Source organism: Acutalibacter sp. JLR.KK004, assembly GCF_036941085.1.
Taxonomy (GTDB): Bacteria; Bacillota; Clostridia; order Oscillospirales; family Acutalibacteraceae; genus Acutalibacter.
Genome location: NZ_JAYMNQ010000001.1, coordinates 1,815,127 through 1,829,731 on the forward strand (window position 1 = coordinate 1,815,127; position 14,605 = coordinate 1,829,731).

Annotated in this window: 16 protein-coding genes and 4 pseudogenes; 11 read left to right on the top strand and 9 right to left on the bottom strand. The window is 44.8% G+C overall.

Translation table 11 applies throughout. The features are described 5' to 3' along the window. Window positions 1-58 precede the first annotated feature (58 nt). Window positions 59-757 carry an LptM family lipoprotein gene (locus tag VSQ30_RS10020; RefSeq protein WP_160265516.1) on the bottom strand — a complete coding sequence of 233 codons (699 nt, stop codon included), beginning with the start codon at window positions 755-757 and terminating at the stop codon, window positions 59-61. Window positions 758-924: 167 nt separating this feature from the next. Between VSQ30_RS10020 and VSQ30_RS10025 the strand changes: the two genes are divergently transcribed. Beyond that, window positions 925-1,170 (top strand): helix-turn-helix domain-containing protein, encoded by a 246-nt coding sequence (locus VSQ30_RS10025; RefSeq protein WP_160265515.1) that lies wholly within the window; start codon window positions 925-927, stop codon window positions 1,168-1,170. Between the two features lie 43 nt (window positions 1,171-1,213). Here VSQ30_RS10025 and VSQ30_RS10030 read toward each other — a convergent pair whose 3' ends face one another. After that, window positions 1,214-1,786: a hypothetical protein gene (locus tag VSQ30_RS10030; RefSeq protein WP_160265514.1), complete on the bottom strand. Its 573-nt coding sequence runs from the start codon at window positions 1,784-1,786 to the stop codon at window positions 1,214-1,216. A gap of 285 nt (window positions 1,787-2,071) precedes the next feature. On the opposite strand from VSQ30_RS10030, the gene VSQ30_RS10035 reads away from it, so the two are divergent. Both VSQ30_RS10035 and VSQ30_RS10040 read left to right on the top strand, forming a co-directional pair. Continuing rightward, on the top strand, window positions 2,072-2,269 hold the full coding sequence (locus VSQ30_RS10035) for a hypothetical protein (protein WP_160578480.1): 198 nt from the start codon (window positions 2,072-2,074) through the stop codon (window positions 2,267-2,269). A gap of 69 nt (window positions 2,270-2,338) precedes the next feature. Next, window positions 2,339-3,376 (top strand): IS30 family transposase, encoded by a 1,038-nt coding sequence (locus VSQ30_RS10040; RefSeq protein WP_160265513.1) that lies wholly within the window; start codon window positions 2,339-2,341, stop codon window positions 3,374-3,376. Window positions 3,377-3,867: 491 nt separating this feature from the next. Here the strand turns inward: VSQ30_RS10040 and VSQ30_RS10045 are convergent, their stop codons facing one another. Both VSQ30_RS10045 and VSQ30_RS10050 read right to left on the bottom strand, forming a co-directional pair. Then, a complete protein-coding gene (locus VSQ30_RS10045) occupies window positions 3,868-4,056 on the bottom strand; it encodes a PspC domain-containing protein (RefSeq protein ID WP_334463796.1) in 189 nt (62 codons plus the stop codon). A 199-nt stretch (window positions 4,057-4,255) separates the two neighbouring features. After that, the gene (locus VSQ30_RS10050; RefSeq protein WP_334463798.1) at window positions 4,256-4,654 is read right to left on the bottom strand and encodes an ABC transporter permease; all 399 of its coding nucleotides are present in this window, start codon (window positions 4,652-4,654) and stop codon (window positions 4,256-4,258) included. A 40-nt stretch (window positions 4,655-4,694) separates the two neighbouring features. On the opposite strand from VSQ30_RS10050, the gene VSQ30_RS10055 reads away from it, so the two are divergent. The 7 genes and pseudogenes from VSQ30_RS10055 to VSQ30_RS10085 all read left to right on the top strand — a co-directional run. After that, window positions 4,695-5,069 (top strand): TnpV protein, encoded by a 375-nt coding sequence (locus VSQ30_RS10055; RefSeq protein WP_334463800.1) that lies wholly within the window; start codon window positions 4,695-4,697, stop codon window positions 5,067-5,069. 235 nt (window positions 5,070-5,304) lie between these two features. Next, a complete protein-coding gene (locus VSQ30_RS10060; RefSeq protein ID WP_334463803.1) occupies window positions 5,305-5,892 on the top strand; it encodes a TetR/AcrR family transcriptional regulator in 588 nt (195 codons plus the stop codon). Window positions 5,893-5,974: 82 nt separating this feature from the next. Beyond that, complete coding sequence (locus tag VSQ30_RS10065) at window positions 5,975-6,820, top strand: ABC transporter ATP-binding protein (protein ID WP_334463805.1); 846 nt, start codon at window positions 5,975-5,977, stop codon at window positions 6,818-6,820. Next, window positions 6,817-7,497, top strand: coding sequence for a fluoroquinolone export ABC transporter permease subunit (locus VSQ30_RS10070; RefSeq protein ID WP_334463807.1), 681 nt, complete (start codon window positions 6,817-6,819; stop codon window positions 7,495-7,497). Before VSQ30_RS10065 ends, VSQ30_RS10070 begins: the two co-directional genes overlap by 4 nt. After that, window positions 7,494-8,204, top strand: a complete 711-nt coding sequence (locus VSQ30_RS10075) for an Rv2686c family ABC transporter permease subunit (RefSeq protein WP_334463808.1) — start codon at window positions 7,494-7,496, stop codon at window positions 8,202-8,204. Before VSQ30_RS10070 ends, VSQ30_RS10075 begins: the two co-directional genes overlap by 4 nt. 52 nt (window positions 8,205-8,256) lie before the next feature. Beyond that, window positions 8,257-8,443 (top strand): annotated as a pseudogene (locus VSQ30_RS10080) (cysteine-rich KTR domain-containing protein). 231 nt (window positions 8,444-8,674) lie between these two features. Then, a pseudogene (locus tag VSQ30_RS10085) lies at window positions 8,675-9,535 on the top strand (SNF2-related protein); the annotation flags it as partial. An 11-nt stretch (window positions 9,536-9,546) separates the two neighbouring features. Here VSQ30_RS10085 and VSQ30_RS10090 read toward each other — a convergent pair. The 4 genes and pseudogenes from VSQ30_RS10090 to VSQ30_RS10105 form a co-directional block, all read right to left on the bottom strand. Beyond that, window positions 9,547-10,608: pseudogene (locus VSQ30_RS10090) on the bottom strand (antirestriction protein ArdA); the annotation flags it as partial. After that, on the bottom strand, window positions 10,608-12,293 hold the full coding sequence (locus VSQ30_RS10095; RefSeq protein WP_334463812.1) for an ABC transporter ATP-binding protein: 1,686 nt from the start codon (window positions 12,291-12,293) through the stop codon (window positions 10,608-10,610). The gene VSQ30_RS10095 and the pseudogene VSQ30_RS10090, both read right to left, overlap by 1 nt. A gap of 14 nt (window positions 12,294-12,307) precedes the next feature. Then, on the bottom strand, window positions 12,308-12,547 hold the full coding sequence (locus VSQ30_RS10100) for a hypothetical protein (protein ID WP_334463814.1): 240 nt from the start codon (window positions 12,545-12,547) through the stop codon (window positions 12,308-12,310). A gap of 108 nt (window positions 12,548-12,655) precedes the next feature. After that, window positions 12,656-13,303: a TetR/AcrR family transcriptional regulator gene (locus tag VSQ30_RS10105; protein WP_334463816.1), complete on the bottom strand. Its 648-nt coding sequence runs from the start codon at window positions 13,301-13,303 to the stop codon at window positions 12,656-12,658. Window positions 13,304-13,492: 189 nt separating this feature from the next. Here VSQ30_RS10105 and VSQ30_RS10110 point away from each other — a divergent pair. Next, window positions 13,493-13,636 (top strand): annotated as a pseudogene (locus VSQ30_RS10110) (transcriptional regulator); the annotation flags it as partial. On the opposite strand, the gene VSQ30_RS10115 reads toward VSQ30_RS10110, so the two are convergent. Next, window positions 13,602-14,573, bottom strand: coding sequence for a DUF6017 domain-containing protein (locus VSQ30_RS10115; RefSeq protein ID WP_334463819.1), 972 nt, complete (start codon window positions 14,571-14,573; stop codon window positions 13,602-13,604). The pseudogene VSQ30_RS10110 and the gene VSQ30_RS10115 overlap by 35 nt on opposite strands. Between the last annotated feature and the right edge of the window lie 32 nt (window positions 14,574-14,605).

The window sequence follows — 14,605 nt, forward strand, 5'->3', positions numbered from 1 at the left end:
ACATGAAAGCCCGCCGGGATTTTGCCCCGGCGGGCTTTTTTGTGTTGGCTGGCGGTATTTAGTCGGCCTGTTCGTATGTGTAAGAGCCGTCCACGCCGCGCGTGATAAATCCGGCGGTATCAGTAACGCGCCCGTCGTCGTCGAGGGTTCCATAAACGGGAATCGTTACGTCGGAGCCGTCAAAGACAATCCCTGTTCCGTCGTCACACTTAATCGTGAAATAGTTGTACCCGCTATCTTTTACGACGGTTTCGGCAAATTCGGCGAAATTTTCCGCCGTAAGTTCTGCAAGTTGGGACTTTAGGACGCTGACAAAAGCCCGTTGCCCGATCACGTCGCCGGAACCGCTTTTCACATCGGAAGTTTTCACGTCACAGTCAAGCAAGAAGTTATATTGTTTGTATTCAGGATAAAGAACGTCTTTGCCGTCGCTGATTTCGGAAATCGTGCCGTCGTCGTTCATCATAACTTCAAGGGTATTTGTCCCCCAGCGAACCTTGTAAACGCCGTCGGTTTCGGAAACCGTGCTGATCTTCCCGTCAAGGCCGCAGGACACAAGCGCAATGAAAACGTCGTCGGCCTGTTCCGGCGTGATCTGCATATCTGCCCGAATTGTGTTCATCGAATCCGGGTAGAAATCATATTGCGCGGAAAGTTCGCTTGATTTCGGCGTGTCGAGATCAACCAGCACGTCGCCGCACGCGGAGAGGGACAGCGCAAGCCCCACCGCAAGGATAAGAGAAAGAACCCTTTTCATTTTGGAATCCTCCATTCCGCCGCCCGAAAGGTTAGGCGGCTTGCTTATTTTTTCAAAGGTGGAACCGTCTGTTTCAACGTCGTTCTGACCTTTAACACAATTATACACTTGCCACGTGTTAAAGTAAAGAATAAAGCGGAACTTTAACACATAGGAGGGAAGCCGCGTTGAAGATTTACGAATACAAAGGCCGAAAGAACCTTTGCGGACAGCGGATAAAAGAAGCCCGCGCCCGTCGGAACATAACGCAAGCCGAACTTGCCGCCCGCTTGCAGATTGCAGGGGTAACAATGGAGCGGGACAGCGTAAGCCGAATTGAGATCGGGACCCGCTTTGTTACCGACTACGAATTGACTGTGCTTGCAAAGGTGCTGGGCGTGTCTATGGAATGGCTGACAGAACAGGAAGATTAAAAGCCCGCCGGGAATGGAACCCGGCGGGCTTTTGTGTTAAGTATCAGCAGACGAACACGCCCAGGGGGGAGCCGCCCGCAGAACGCCAGCCCCGGCGGTGAATATCGGAAAGGCGGACCCGTTCGGGCTTGCCGGGGCGTTCGTCCCAGCGAATCAAGGCGAAAACGCCGCCGCGGGTGAAGCGTCCGGCGGGTTCGTCGCAGAATCCGACGACCGTTCCGCCCTGAACGGGATAGCAAGCCCCGCACACGCATTCGACGCGCTGACCCAGCATGACAATAACTGTGCCGTCGTCGGCGGGCTGGGAGATCGTCACGATTTTAGAGGGGGCCGCGTCCCCTGCAACGGGCGCGGGGGCGGCGGGTTTCTCCACGACGGCGGGTGCTTCCTCTGCTTGAATTTCACGGGAAGCCCGAAAAACAGGGGCCATACTGTACCGATCAGGCTGGATATATTCGCCGGAATCGTCAACCCGAATCTTGGAACGCCGGGATTCACCCATATATTCATAAGAAACCGTTTTAGCGGTGCGCTTGGTGATTTTGATGGTGAAAACGCAATCGTGGTTGCAAATACTACGGGAAAAGTATTCCTTGCCGATTTCAAACTTGTTCATGTGATTACCTCCATATATTAAACGAAATGTTGACGTTACCTTTTACCGTGTCGGCCCCCTTTTCGTGTCGGCCCGTAAGGTTAGCCCCCGCCGTATTCTTAAACGCCCCGGCGGGTGGGCGGCTTGTGTTTCCCTCTTTCTGTCTATTATTATACTCGCGTGAGTATGAAAAGTCAACACGCAAAATTGCACAAAGATACTCGCGTGAGATTGTGCAATATTCATACTTGCGTGAGTATTTGAAAAGTGCTATAATCTCAAAGGAAGCAGAAAGGAGGGGCAAGCATGGAAAAAAAGAAATACGCAAGCAACACCCGCGCAAAAAACAAATGGAACGCGGCGAACTATGATCGTCTTTACCCTTATGTGAAAAAAGGGAAAAAAGCGACGTATCTTGCCGCGGCACAAGCGGCGGGAAAGTCGTTGAATGAATGGATAGAAACGACGCTTGACGCGGCGGCACAGCAGACGAACGGGGAATAACAAAGAATAGAGAAAACGAAAACCCGCCCTTGCTTATAGCTTGGGCGGGTTTTCCTGCATGGAGGGCCTATGAATTACAAAGGGAATCAGCATTTGAAGTGGGAAGATCGGCTTTCCCTTGAACGTATGCTAAAGATAAAAACGCCGAAACCGAAAATTGCGGAAGCTTTGGGCGTTTGCCTGAAAACCGTATACAATGAAATTGCGCGGGGAATGTGCGAACAGCTTACAAGCGAACTGGAACCCGTGTCGCGCTATTGCGCGGACGTTGCGGAACGAAAGTATCAAGAGCATTTGCGGGCAAAGGGGCCGGACATAAAGCTGGGGAAAGACTTTGCTTTTGCGGAGTATATCGAAGAACAGATTATTGAAAAGAAGAGGTCCCCCGGCGCGGCTTTGGCGCAAATTGCGATTGACGGAATGGAGTTCGACACCCATATTTGCGAAACGACCCTTTATAACTGGATTTATCGGGGCGACATTTTCTTGAATGTTACGGCGGAACACCTTTTGTATAAGGGGGACCACAGAAAGCCAGAGGACAGGGACAGGCAGAAACGGGCGCGGCCCGCAAAGGGGGACACCATAGAGGAACGCCCACAGGAAGTAGCAGACCGCGAAACTTTCGGGAATTGGGAAATGGATAGCATTATAGGTTGTAAGGGAAGCAAGGCCGCGCTGGTGGTGCTGACAGAGCGGTTGACCCGTTACCCCGTGATTTTTCGCGTTCCCGATCACACGATGGAAAGCGTCGTGCGGGGGCTTGACCGTATAGAGCGGAGGATGGGCGCGGGGTTCCGGCAAGTGTTCAGGTCAATAACGGTTGACAACGGAAGCGAATTTCAGGATTGCGCCGGAATGGAGAGGTCAAAGCGGGCGCGGAAGCCCCGCACAAAGATTTATTATTGCCACCCGTATTCTGCATACGAAAGGGGGAGCAATGAAAACATGAACCGCATTATCCGGCGGTTCTTTCCAAAGGGAACAAGCTTTGATGAAGTGACCGCGGCGGAGGTTGCAGAAGTTGAAGAGTGGCTGGCGAACTATCCCCGGCGGATATTGGGCTGGGCAACGCCGCAAATGCTTTTCGAGCGGTACATAACATAGCCCCCGAAAAATTGAACAGAAAGGGAGCGGAGCCGGAAGCGAAAAAACGCCCGGTTTGGTTTCCTGTTGCCTTTTTGCACAAAAGCGGGGGTTCCAAACGCGCCGGAACCCCCGCTTTTCACAAGTCGGGAAAATTTATTGAACTTTTTTGTAATTTAGTCTTGACATTTGGCGGTTTCTTTATCTTTTTACAAAATGCTTAACTTAATGGCATTGGGCAAGTTCAGGCGCCTTTTCTTTTTTCTTTTCTTATTCTGTTGTTGGTTCATGACGAAAATCTTCTTTCAAAATCTTTGTATTTTCAAATTTAAGAAAGCAACGCAACCAGCAAAGATACCCTCCGCTGCTTACCCTGCTTCCTCAAATCAGAATCATCCTGATGTCTGTATTCTTATGTGTCTTCCTTTATCTACTCAATCGTTTTCTTCATCTGAATACAATATCCCAATCTTTCGACACAAAGGTTACGCATAATATTTTGCCTTGTTTTTCTATCTCGGTTCTTTTGGTACAAACAAGGCAAATGCGATGTAAACCAACAAGCCGCTCCCATATGCTGCTATAAGAGCAACACATAGCAGGCGTACTATCTTAGTATCTATACCAAAATATTTTGCAATGCCGCCACAGACACCGGCGATTATTTTTCCTTTCCTAATCCTATATAATTTGTTTTCCACGATTGTTCCTCCGTTATCTATCAGCACATCATTTTCCGGCTAATCTAAGAAGAATTGATTAACCCACTCTTCTATCTGTTCTGTCATTCCTTTTGGCGGCGGGGTTCTGAATTTATCCTCGGTATAACAATGCAACATAGCAAACGCCAATAGAACAATAATCAAAATGATTAGTTTCTTCTTCATATCGGATACCTGTTCAACATTCTTTTTTCGTTTTCAGCCCTTTTAATATCAGAGCAGAGAGACAGCCACACAATGCCAAAACAGCGATGCTTATGACCCGTTTTCCTGAAGTCGTAATATGGTAGCCGGAAAGATTGAACACAGCGTTAATGGGATATAGGGGCAGAAGCGCACTCGACATCCCAGCAAACAATCCGGCGCAGGAGTATATTTCCGTAAATATCAGTGCAAGCCAGTACCCTTTCTTCATACGAGCCACACAAGCAACAATAGGCGAGATTGCAAGGAACACGCCTATGCCGTCCCCAATATATTCTTTTATGCAACTAAAAACCAGTTCTGTCGATAAATCAGAAAAGTATGAAACCAGATAAGGACAAAACTCAAAAATTGTGTTTAAGACAGCAGACACAAATATGTGGAGTGACTATCATATCTGGAGGAAATAGAAAATGGCAAAATCATTATTTGAACAGTTAGGCGGCACATACCACGAAGAAAATGGGTATCTTATACCCGATTTGAGATTACCCACCGAAGAAGAACAGCCGATAGGCATATGGGGACAGAGACACTTAGAATATCTGAAGCATTACCGCAAGGTTACATACACCAATCTTCTCACAAGCGGCAAGCTGAATACATACCTTGCCGACATCGACAGACAAGCGCAGGAACGCTTTGAACGGCTCATAGAGGGCATGAAACAGGCGCAAGGCATAACGGAATGCCTAAAGGAAGAAAACGCCTTAGAATGGACAGGGCAGCTCAATAACATAAGGGCTTGTGCGAGGGAGATTGTGAACGAGGAAATCATATACGCATAAAGAGTTAAAATCAGAGGGTAGGGATGAAATCTCTTACCCTCTTGTTTTTGGTTTGCCCAAATTATGAAAGCATTGATAATACCAACGGAACAGCATATTTTGTATTTCGGATGGTAAAAACTTCTGCTATTTCTCATAAACGATATAAACTTCTATGAAATAGAATGTTGACAGAGTTTTATAAAATGTATATAATGACTGTATAAGCGAAATTAGTCAAATGGGAGGCGGTAAAGTGCCAAAGAGCTATTCAGAGCAGGAACGGGAATATATCAGAAAGCGGCTGAAAGAAGAAGCGGCAAAATGCCTTGCAAGGTATGGCGTCCGCCGCACGACAGTCGATGAAATCGTGAAACGGGTTAATATTCCAAAAGGAACTTTTTATCTCTTTTATAAATCAAAAGAATTACTTTTGTTTGAAGTCATTCAAGAACAGCAGGAAACTGTCAACCGCAAGCTGTATCAGACCATTTCTGGCATTGCGAATACAGAGTTGTCGGCGGAAAAGCTGACCGATGTGATATTTGAGTTCTATAAAATGACAGAGGAAATGCTGATTTTGAAATTGATTGATGTTAATGAAGTGGAATTGCTTGTGCGTAAGCTGCCACGGGAAATTGTGGAGGAGCATTTTCGGGACGATACAGATACGATTGAAAAAATGCTTGCCCTATTTCCTGTGAAAAAAGAAGTAGATATAAAAGTTCTTAGTGCCACATTCCATGCAATCTATTTTGCAACGCTGCATAAAGCAGAGATTGGTGAACAGTATGATGAAGCGTTGTATTCCTTGATTTATGGTATTGTGACACAAATTATTTAAAGAGTCTGGCAACCAGCCAGACTTAAAACAGCCCTTAAATTGACTATTCAGAGTGATTAAGTCAAACAGTATGGAGGTAGACATGATTACAGTAGAAAATCTTTCGTTTAGTTACACGAAAAATCCATTTATTTCTGGTATGAGTTTTTCTGTTCCAGAGGGTGAAATTTTTGGATTTTTAGGACCATCTGGGGCAGGCAAAAGCACATTGCAGAAAATCTTGATTGGAATGTTGAGAACATATCAAGGCTGCTGTCTGGTAAATGGCATTGAGTGTAAAAATCGTGCAAAGAATTTTTATGAGAATATAGGGGTTGATTTTGAATTTTCAACAATGTATGAAAAGCTGACGGCAAAAGAGAACTTGCAGTTTTTCTCATCATTATACGAAAAAAAGCCACGCCCGATAGATGAACTTTTGGAAGCGGTAGGTTTGGAGCAGGATGCAGATAAACGTGTAGCCGATTATTCAAAGGGCATGAAATCCCGCTTAAACTTTATAAAAGCATTGCTGCATGACCCTGTCCTGCTCTGCCTTGACGAGCCGACCAGCGGGCTTGACCCCGCAAACAGCCGTATGATGAAAAATATGATTTTAGAGGAAAAGGCAAAAGGGAAAACCATTCTTTTGACGACGCATAATATGCAGGACGCAGCCGAGCTTTGCGACAGGGTGGCATTTATCGTAAACGGCAAAATATGCGCCCTTGACAGCCCGCACAATCTGATTATGTCAAAAGGAGCGGCAACCGTAACATATACATGGGTTGAGGATGGGGAGCATAGGGCAAGCTGCCCTTTGGAACAAATATCTTCTGATGAGCGGCTGAAAAATCTGATAGCCAAAAACCGTCTGCAATCCATTCACAGCAGTGAGCCAACCTTAAATGATATTTTTATGGATGTTACGGGGAGGACGCTGTTATGAGGTTGAAAAAGCTGTTTTTATTGGATATGCGCTTTCAAGCGAAATATGGTTTTTATTTTTTATATGCAGTGTTGACTGTAATCTATATAGCAGTGCTTTCTGCGCTTCCCGAAAATTGGAAAGAAAAAGCTGCCGCAATTTTAATCTTTTCTGACCCCGCATCAATGGGGCTGTTCTTCATGGGGGCGATTGTCCTTTTGGAAAAGAGCCAGCATACAACTTGTGCATTGGCGGTTTCTCCTGTCCATGCGACGGAATATGTGATTGCTAAAGTCAGTTCATTGTCAGCCATTTCACTTGTCGTAGCAGCTATTTTAGCATTAGCCGCAAATGCGGATAATTTGCACATTGTGCTTTTTGGTACGTTTATATCCAGTGTGATATTTACATTATTTGGAATAATCGTTGCAACAAAAATTGCAAGCCTTAATCAGTTTATATTGTGGACTGTGCCAATCGAAGCCGTTTGCTTTGTTCCTGCAATTTTGCATTTATTTAAAATTACTCCTGCATGGTGCGGGTATTATCCTGTCAATGTTTGTATGGATATGGTTTCAGGGCATTCTTCGTCCGTAATAGGTTTTTGGGGCGTGGTGGCAACGACGGTAATTCTATTTGTGCTTTCAAGATTTTGTGTCTTGAAAATGTGGGATAGCATGGGAGGTGTAAAGCTATGAAAGCAATTAGATTGAGTTTTTTCCAAATGGCGGCAGCTATGCGGCGGGACATGATGTTGTTTGTATCTTGTTTTGCGCCCATCCTTGCAGGCTTTTTCTTTCGGTTTGCCATACCTTTCATAGAAGCCGCTTTGACAGACAGTTTTCATATAGCGGCAATTATTTCTCCCTATTACAAGTTGGTTGACATTCTGTTTGCAATGCTGTCATCCACTATGTTCTGCTTTGTTTCAGCAATGATTTCTTTAGAGGAAAGGGATGAAAAGACAGCCGTCTATTTATTCATTACGCCTTTAAGAAAAACAGGTTACATAGTTGCACGGTTTGGCGTGCCTTCTGCTATTGCATTTCTTGCGACTATTATTCTGCTGCCTGTTTTTAAACTGACGCCTCTTTCTCCGCTTACCATTTTATTGCTTGCGGCAGGAGGAACCTTGCAGGGCATGATTGTTGCATTGCTTGTACTGACGATTTCATCAAACAAGCTAGAGGGTATGGCAGTAACGAAGTTATCTACGCTGACTATTTTGGGTGCTGTTATCCCGTTTTTCATTAAATCAGATATACAGTATGTAATATCTCCGCTACCCTCTTTTTGGATTGGAAAAGCGATTTTAGAAAATATGCCGCTTTATATGCTGCCCGCATTTATTTTATCTGCTATGTGGATATGCTTTTTGTTTAAGCGATATTTGCGTAAAATCTAGGAAGAAATAAGAGTATAAGCATCTGCTTTATGAAAGAAAAGGATTTGACATTATGAAAACAGAATGGTTGCTTTGCCCAATCTGCGGAAATAAAACAAGGTTACAGATACGGCAAGATACAGAATTGAAAAACTTTCCCCTATATTGTCCAAAATGCAAACAGGAAACATTGATTGAAGCAAAAAAATTACAAGTGATTATTATCAAAGAGCCAGACGCATAAGACGCAGAGCCGATGAACAAGTGAGTACGTTATCTCGCGGTTTGTTGGCTCTTTTTTAGTAGGATATAAGTTTGTAAAACAAACGCCCACCATAATAAAAAAACGGCGTGTGGTGGGCGGTATTGCTATGCCCGAAAAGACTTAACAGACACTCTCCAGACCTGTTTTAAAGTTTGGAGGGATTTTTTTATGTCCTTTTTTCGGGCAGTAATCTATCTGCTTATGCAACGCAGATTTGACTTATACATTCATCTCCCAGATCATGACCTCAAAATCTCCGGTCCGCAGCTGTGACGATGTGGACGAAACCGCCCTGTCCTTTGCGGAGATCAAGGCCCTGTGTGCCGGGGACCCCCGCATCAAGGAGCGTATGGACCTGGATGTGGAGGTATCCCGCTTAAAGCTGATGAAGGCCGACCACCAGAGCAAGCAGTACCGGCTGGAAGATCAGCTGTTAAAGCACTTCCCAGAGGAGATTGAAAAACACAAGGGCTTTATCCAGGGCTTGGAAACGGATATGGAAACCCTGGCGGCACACCCCCACCCGACAGACGGATTTACCGGCATGGAAGTCCGGGGCGATACGCTCACCGACAAAGAGAACGCCGGAGCCGCCCTTCTGGACGCCTGCAAGGAGGTTAAAGGCTCCGAGCCGGTGCAGGTCGGCAGCTACCGGGGATTTGCTATGTTTGTAACCTTTGACGCTTTTCAGAAGGAATATATGCTCCAACTGAAAGGCAGGATGACCCACCGTACCGCCCTGGGCGCGGACCCGCGCGGCAACCTGACCCGGATTGACAACGCGCTTTCCCAGATGCCCCAGCGGTTGGAAAGCGTAAAAGTCCAGCTGGATAACCTTTACCAGCAGCAGGCCGCCGCGAAGGAGGAAGTGGGCAAAGCCTTCCCCTATGAGGAGGAATTGCGGGTCAAGAACGCCCGTCTGGTGGAGCTGGATATGGAGCTGAACATGGACAGCAAGGGGCAGTCCCGTCCAGAAGCGGCGATTGCCAAACGCGAAAGGCCCTCGGTGCTGGAAGGGCTGAAACGCCCCATCCCGCCCCGCAGCATGGAAAAGAAACCCAGACAACAGGAACAGGAGGCAAGATAATATGAACAGCAATGGGCGATTTCGTGAATAGCGGTCTTTAAGGTCTGTAATTCGCTCATGCCCTCGTTGATAGCAATGCGCTTGTCCTCCAAGTGGTAGTAGCCATGAGAGCCGCCCTCGATATTTTCAAAGGCGATAGGAACGGGGGAAGTCTTTTCAAGGGCTGCGAAAAAATCCTTGTAGCGGTCAACGTCGCCTGTCAGTTCGTCAACGGCAATGTCCGGCAGCTCCTTTCCCTCGGTCTGGGAAACGTCAAAGACGGATACCACCTTGTAGGCGGGTATGGTGACTTCCTTTTCCTCGGTGACGGGCTTCCCGTCCTTGCCGATTATGGGCTTCTGCGTGTGCGGGTCGATTTTCTGCATTTCCTGTTTGATTTTATAGGGCGACGGGGCAATGATTTTAATTCCCTTTTGCCCTTTCATCACGTTTCGCTCAAAGTTGTTCTTCCAAGCGGAAAAGCCCGCCACAAGGGAAGCGTCCGGCTTCTGCATGGCGATAAGGACGGTGTTTCGGAAGCTGTAATTATGGAATTTTGACATGACTTTCAGATATTCCTTGTAACGCTCGCTGTCAAAGAGTTCCGCAATACCCTGTTCCAGACGGTCGGTAATCTCTTTTAATTTCTCGGCGGGCTTCTCGCTCGTCAGCACGATAGGGATAACCGGGCGCGGCTCCTGTGGCTGCTCTGCGGTCTGTGCGGTTCTCTGTCCCGGCGCGGCTGCGTCCATTTCTACCTTTTCCGGGTCGGGGCGTGACCGCTGCGGGGGCTGCGGCGTTACCCGGTATTCCTGTGGCACGTCGCGCCCGTCGTACCATTCTGTAAAGGTGTTGCGGTTGTTGTAGATATAGCCCTTTTCGGTAAACATACCGTCGTCGTTAATGGAAGCGTCCCGCCCGTATTCCTCATACATGAAATACTTTTTCGCTTCTTCGGGAAGCTCCGGTTCTTCCAGTTCGTCAACCAGATAACGCCCGTATTCTTCTTCATTGTGGACGGACGGATAAATCCAGTAGCAGTCAAGGTTCTGTGCAAGGTTGATGATGTCCTGTAAGCTGTCGGTAAAGATACCTACTTCTTTAGTTGGTAGAAGTCATAAAATGCAGCGTGTTTAGTAATAAGTTCTTCAAATGTGCCATGTTCAATTATTTTTCCGTCTGCCATAAATACAATTTCGTCATAGAGTGTAAGAATATCGCTGCTCATATTATGAGTGACAGTAAGTAGCGTTAAATCAGATATTGCCAATAGCCTACTTTCAATATCATATGCAGTTTGCATATCAATAGCAGACGTACCCTCGTCTAAAATCAACAGTGGCTTCTTACGAATTAAAGCTCTTGCTACGGCAATTCTTTGTTTCTGTCCGCCGGAAAGGTTATCTCCATTTTCTCCAACGTGATATTTAAGTCCGTTTGGTACTTGCTCAATAAACTGTGATAAACCACTATCAGACAATATGGATTGCAATTCTTCTTTACTGAAATCTTCGTGTAGGCAAATATTGTCTAAAATGCTCTCATCAAACATATAAACATTCTGATGAATGACCGACGATAGCGCAGTTATTTTATCAATATCCAAAACGGAAAGACTGTCTGCGTCATATAGTACATCACCTTTGAAGTTAGAGTAATATCCGGCAATCAGCTTAATAAATGTAGACTTTCCACACCCACTCTTACCGACAAAAGCATATTTTTTCCCTTTATCAATGGATAGTGAAATACCGTTTATGACTTCGTTTTCCTTATCATAGGAAAAATGCAAATCATCTACATAAATCATTTTTTTGAAAGAGGGTGATTTTTTTATATTTGTGTTCTGTTCCTTGTAATCTGAAAGGTTATTTAGCTTCTGTGTAATTGGTTTTATACTCTTGATTTTGGGAATATTGCTAAAAATAATCAATAATGGAATTGCAAGGTTACTGCTTACCTGTACCATGCCTAACAAGGCTCCTGCACTGATACGACCAATGATAATGAAGTATGCAGAAAGAAAAACAACAACCACTTGAACAAGAAGCGCAAGCACCATAGAAACCGCTTCATTTGCCGCAATCGCCTTGTCAACAGAATATTTTGCTTTTATAGTGGCCTCGTTACTTATTTCAAATCGTGAGAGGACATATTTTTTCATTTGATAAGACTTGATAACCTCAAAACCGGATAACAGATCTTTTACATGGTTTGTAAAATCGGATAGCATATCAGAATATTTATCCTGTCGTTTGGAGAGTAGTCCTCCGAATAGACTGGGTACAACAAGCATGATAGCGATTGCGATAATCACGCAGACTGTAACGATAATGTCAAAGTAAATCATTACAGCAAGGGAAGCTATAAAAATAATCGTATACTGGATAACTTGCAACAGGGGAAGTAAATAGTTATCTTCAATCATTTTTACATCATTCGTAATTGCAGATAAATAATCAGCAGTATTATTTTTAGAGTAGTCCTCAATCGTGTGCCGTTCAATTCCTATAAAGGTTTTAGAACGGACAGCTTTCATAATTTTACAGACAAATTTTTTGCTAAACAAAGATTGTAGGTACATGAATACTCCCATAAGTGCAAAGTAGGCTAAAGAAAAGAGTAGTATTTTAATAAAGCCGTCCATATCGCCCATATCTACAATATCCATAACTTGTTGCAATAAGATAGCAATAAATACATAAGATAGAGAACTGATTGCAGTAAATAATGCGGTAAGGAAAAGCAAGAATTTGTATTGTTTTAAGTATCGTATCATATAGCGGTGTCCTCCTATTTTCTGTTAAAAAGCATATCGCAGACAAGCCCTACTGCCCCTAAACCAAACAGGCAGGTGGCGGCTGATTTATAGCCTTTTTCGGATAAATGTGCAGCCCCTATCATCAGTCCGATTTCTGCCGTAGCAGATATAGACTTAGATACAATGCGGAATGACCGCTTTTTCCATGCTTCATTTGCGACAACTTCAATTTTGTTTGCAGCATTTTCGATTTTTTGGTCTAATTTTGACATAGTATTCTCCTTTCATACATTAAGACGGTATGTATATGCTTAAAAATAATACCTTACGAATGAATGTATAGTTTGAAAATAAAACTGCCTTTTGCAAGGCAATTTTATCTATTCGCCTATGTTTAAGTGTTCAAAGTAATTCTGTGCCATACTGAAAATTTCATCATCAATAATCGGCAAGTTCATACTATCTAACAAATATTTGATAAATGCAAACTTTGAAAGCAGTTCTTCCGGGGTTGCAGGATAGACAGAGGGAATTAACCAAAAATTTGTAAGTAATGGCAAAAGTTCAGATAGTTCTTTTGCATACTCGGTTTGGATAGAGCCGTCCTCTATTCCCTCTTGAATAAGCTGCAACCAAAGAGGGGCAATCAATTTCCTGTTTGTATCAGCCAGTTCAGCCAACAAGCGGGGATTTTTCAAAAGAGGAATACTCTGTTTTCCAAGTTCAGTCCTATCATTATCTGCGTGGTTTAACTTAATGACTTCACGCATTTTTTCTAAACCATTTAGGTTTTTCTGATTTTGTACGGTAACAAATGGATTGTTGTCAAAAAAGAGTTTCCCCCCTAATGCGTCAATAATTTCCTCTTTTGACTTGAAATGATGATAAATTGCTCCTTTCGTCAGTCCGCCAAGTTCATTTACAATATCTTGAATCGTTGTATTGTCGTACCCCTTTTCCATGAATAACCGCTGTGACACTTCTAATATCTTCTCAACGGTTATTTCTGGATATTTATTACGCGCCATGTATCTACCACCTTCCATTTCATTCGTTTGGTATGTATTATATTCTTTTTGCGTCTGCTTGTCAAGATACATTCAGCCGGTATTTAATTGCAAGGCAGAAAAATATGATTTATTTTGGCTAACTAATAGAACTGCATAGACATATTCAAAAGCAAAGGAGAACAGTAAAATGTAACAGGGTGAATAACTATGGCAAAAAGACCAGTACCGAAATACGATTTCAAGGCTTTTGGGGCAGCGATAAAGGCGGCGCGGACAGGGCGCAAGGAGAGCCGCAAGAAAGTGAGCGACGAAATGTTTATCTCGCCGCGCTACCTTGCGAACATTGAGAATAGTCCGGGTCGCCGTACTGCGGCTTTTTCGGTGACAGTGCGCCGCTTGCCATGTCATGGGCGACAAGGGAAGTGTAATAATTGCCGATAGTGGACGGGGCGTTGAAAAGGGCTGCTTTCAGATATTGCTTGATGTTGCGGATTTTCGTTGTGTTCTCCCGCATACAGTCAAGCACAAAGCGGATATGCTCGCCGTCCAGTTTCATAAACTTAGATTTCACAAGCTCTGCCGGGTAGTCGTCCCCCGCAATCCGTACCCGCTTTCTGGCGGTGCATACGGTTTCAAGCATGAGGTCTACAATCTCGTCCAGCCTGTCCCCGTCAAACTTCATGTCCTGTTTGAGAATGTGGTAGTCGATATTGTCCTTGATGATTTCCCGGTATATATCAACTGCGCTCTGTGCTGCCGCTTCCGTTCCTTTCCGTTCCGGCGGCGTAGCCGCTTCTCTGCAAGGAGAGGGGTTAGGGGAAAGGATAGGAATGGAATGGGTACTTGATAAATCTGTATTTGATTTTTCTTTTTTTGGTAAGTCAGTTCTTTGTATATCTTTATTTAATTGCGTTGGATTTTCCAACGTAGGTTTTTCCAATGTTGGTTTTTCCTGCGTTGGATTTTCCAATATAGGTAAATCCGGCGTAGGCGGCTGCGGCTGCTCGAATATCACATAGTCCGCGCCCCGCAAGCGTCCTTTCTCGTCGCGCTCCCTTGAACGGACGATATACCCGGCGCGTTCAAGCTCCTTAATGGCTTCGCGGATAGCGTCTATCTTCTCCCGGTTGATAAGGGATAAGCCTTTCAAGGTGTAGTCCCAATCTTCGGGGAGTGACAGCATTTGCGACAACAGCCCCTTTGCCTTTAGGGAAAGCTCCTTGTTGCGTAGGTGGTGGTTGCTCATTACGGTGTAGCCCTTGTTCCGTTCCACTCTGAAAACTGCCATAGTTCATAGCTCCTTTGCTTTGGATTTGTTAC

Excerpts from the sequence above, each read along its gene's own strand:
- VSQ30_RS10075 (WP_334463808.1), top strand. The coding sequence starts at position 7,494 with ATGAAAGCAATTAGATTGAGTTTTTTCCAAATGGCGGCAGCTATGCGG.
- VSQ30_RS10070 (WP_334463807.1), top strand. The coding sequence starts at position 6,817 with ATGAGGTTGAAAAAGCTGTTTTTATTGGATATGCGCTTTCAAGCGAAA.
- VSQ30_RS10100 (WP_334463814.1), bottom strand. The coding sequence starts at position 12,547 with ATGTCAAAATTAGACCAAAAAATCGAAAATGCTGCAAACAAAATTGAA.
- VSQ30_RS10095 (WP_334463812.1), bottom strand. The coding sequence starts at position 12,293 with ATGATACGATACTTAAAACAATACAAATTCTTGCTTTTCCTTACCGCA.
- VSQ30_RS10040 (WP_160265513.1), top strand. The coding sequence starts at position 2,339 with ATGAATTACAAAGGGAATCAGCATTTGAAGTGGGAAGATCGGCTTTCC.
- VSQ30_RS10055 (WP_334463800.1), top strand. The coding sequence starts at position 4,695 with ATGGCAAAATCATTATTTGAACAGTTAGGCGGCACATACCACGAAGAA.
- VSQ30_RS10065 (WP_334463805.1), top strand. The coding sequence starts at position 5,975 with ATGATTACAGTAGAAAATCTTTCGTTTAGTTACACGAAAAATCCATTT.
- VSQ30_RS10030 (WP_160265514.1), bottom strand. The coding sequence starts at position 1,786 with ATGAACAAGTTTGAAATCGGCAAGGAATACTTTTCCCGTAGTATTTGC.
- VSQ30_RS10105 (WP_334463816.1), bottom strand. The coding sequence starts at position 13,303 with ATGGCGCGTAATAAATATCCAGAAATAACCGTTGAGAAGATATTAGAA.
- VSQ30_RS10020 (WP_160265516.1), bottom strand. The coding sequence starts at position 757 with ATGAAAAGGGTTCTTTCTCTTATCCTTGCGGTGGGGCTTGCGCTGTCC.
- VSQ30_RS10115 (WP_334463819.1), bottom strand. The coding sequence starts at position 14,573 with ATGGCAGTTTTCAGAGTGGAACGGAACAAGGGCTACACCGTAATGAGC.
- VSQ30_RS10035 (WP_160578480.1), top strand. The coding sequence starts at position 2,072 with ATGGAAAAAAAGAAATACGCAAGCAACACCCGCGCAAAAAACAAATGG.